Below are 246 nucleotides of genomic sequence, written 5' to 3' on the forward strand. Positions count from 1 at the left end.
CCGGGCAGTTATCGCTACACCCTTGATTTGTTACTGGCGGAAGTGAAAGAAGCCTCAAAATTAGGGATTTGCGCGATCGCGCTGTTTCCTGCACTTCCGGAAGAGAAAAAAGATGCAACGGGAACTGAAAGTTATAACCCCAATGGACTGATTCAACGCACCATCCGTGCCATCAAAGAAACTGTCCCTGAAATGATCGTCATTACAGATGTTGCCCTCGATCCGTTTTCGGATCAAGGACATGAT

At 47.2% G+C, this 246-nt stretch carries 1 pseudogene; it reads left to right on the top strand.

The features are described from left to right. Positions 1-246 (top strand): annotated as a pseudogene (locus R0J92_RS25505) (porphobilinogen synthase); the annotation flags it as partial.

Source organism: Tritonibacter sp. SIMBA_163 (assembly GCF_046535935.1).
In the GTDB taxonomy this organism is placed as follows: Bacteria; Pseudomonadota; Alphaproteobacteria; order Rhodobacterales; family Rhodobacteraceae; genus Epibacterium; species Epibacterium scottomollicae.